Raw genomic sequence first — 1598 nt, 5'->3', positions numbered from 1 at the left:
TCGGCGATCGGGGCCGTCTCGCCGCCGGGCGGGGACTTCTCGGAGCCGGTCACCCAGAACACCCTGCGTATCGTGACGTGTTTCTGGGCGCTGGATGCGGACCTGGCCGAACGGCGACACTTCCCCTCGATCAACTGGAACGAATCGTACTCGCTGTACACCGAACAGCTCGATCCGTGGTGGCGCGAGAACGTCGACGAGGAGTACCCCGAAATCCGACAGTGGGCCGTCGACGTCCTCGACGAGGAGACCGAACTCCAGGAGATCGTCCAACTCGTCGGCAAGGACGCCCTGCCCGACGACCAACAGCTCACCCTCGAGGTCGCCCGGTATATCCGTGAGGGATGGCTCCAGCAGAACGCCTTCCACGACGTGGATACCTACTGTGAGCCCGAGAAGACCTACCTCATGCTGACGGCGATCCGGCATTTCAACGACGAGGCTTTCGAGGCGCTCGAGGCCGGCGTTCCCGTCGAGGAGATCGTCGACGTCGACGCCGCCGCACGGCTCAACCGGATGAACACGGCAGAAGCGTACGACGATTATATCGATGAGCTGAAATCGGAGATCGAGGACGAACTCCGGGAGCTCTACTGAACCATGCAGAAAGAATACAAGACAATCACGGAGATCAGCGGTCCGCTGGTGTTCGCCGAGATCGACGAGCCGGTCGGCTACGACGAGATGGTCGAAATCGAGACGCCGAACGGCGAGACCCGCCGTGGCCAGGTGCTCGAATCGACCTCCGAGTTCGTCGCGATCCAGGTGTTCGAGGGAACCTCGGGCATCGACCGGAACTCGTCGGTTCGGTTCCTCGGCGAGACGCTCCAGATGCCGCTGACGGAGGAACTGCTCGGGCGCGTCCTGTCGGGATCGGGCGAACCGATCGACGGCGGCCCCGAAATCGAGCCGGACGAGGAACGCGAGATCGTCGGCGCGGCGATCAACCCGACCGCCCGGGAGTATCCCCGCGAGTTCATCCAGACCGGCGTCTCGGCGATCGACGGCATGAACACGCTGATCCGCGGCCAGAAACTGCCGATCTTCTCCGGTTCCGGGCTGCCGCACAACGATCTGGCGCTCCAGATCGCCCGGCAGGCCTCGGTTCCCGAGGAGGAAGCGGAAGGCGGGGAGGGCTCCGAGTTCGCCGTCATCTTCGGCGCGATGGGCATCACCCAGGAGGAGGCAAACGAGTTCATGGACGACTTCGAGCGCACCGGCGCACTGGAGCGGTCGGTCGTCTTCATGAACCTCGCGGACGACCCCGCCGTCGAGCGGACGGTCACGCCGCGGCTGGCGCTGACGACCGCCGAGTATCTGGCCTTCGACAAGGGCTATCACGTGCTGGTCATCCTCACGGACATGACCAACTACTGTGAGGCGCTCCGGGAGATCGGCGCGGCCCGCGAGGAGGTTCCGGGCCGGCGTGGCTACCCCGGCTACATGTACACCGACCTCGCGACGCTGTACGAACGTGCCGGCCGGATCGAGGGCCGGGAAGGGTCGGTCACCCAGATCCCGATCCTCACGATGCCGGGCGACGACGACACCCACCCGATCCCGGACCTGACGGGATACATTACCGAGGGCCAGATCTA

Annotated in this window: 2 protein-coding genes; both read left to right on the top strand. The window is 64.9% G+C overall.

Annotation, left to right across the window (positions count from 1 at the left end; genetic code table 11):
- The coding region (locus tag KM295_RS05770) for an ATP synthase beta subunit C-terminal domain-containing protein (protein WP_472924544.1) at nt 1–597 on the top strand (597 nt) is incomplete at its 5' end.
- A gap of 3 nt (nt 598–600) precedes the next feature.
- Nucleotides 601–1598 (top strand): V-type ATP synthase subunit B (locus KM295_RS05765; RefSeq protein ID WP_256028974.1); only part of this gene is annotated, 998 nt, incomplete at its 3' end.

The sequence above is a fragment of the Natronomonas aquatica genome (assembly GCF_024449025.1).
Lineage (GTDB): Archaea > Halobacteriota > Halobacteria > Halobacteriales > Haloarculaceae > Natronomonas > Natronomonas aquatica.
The sequence above is the reverse complement of the archived record's forward strand: the minus strand, read 5'-3'. Positions and strand labels throughout refer to the sequence as shown.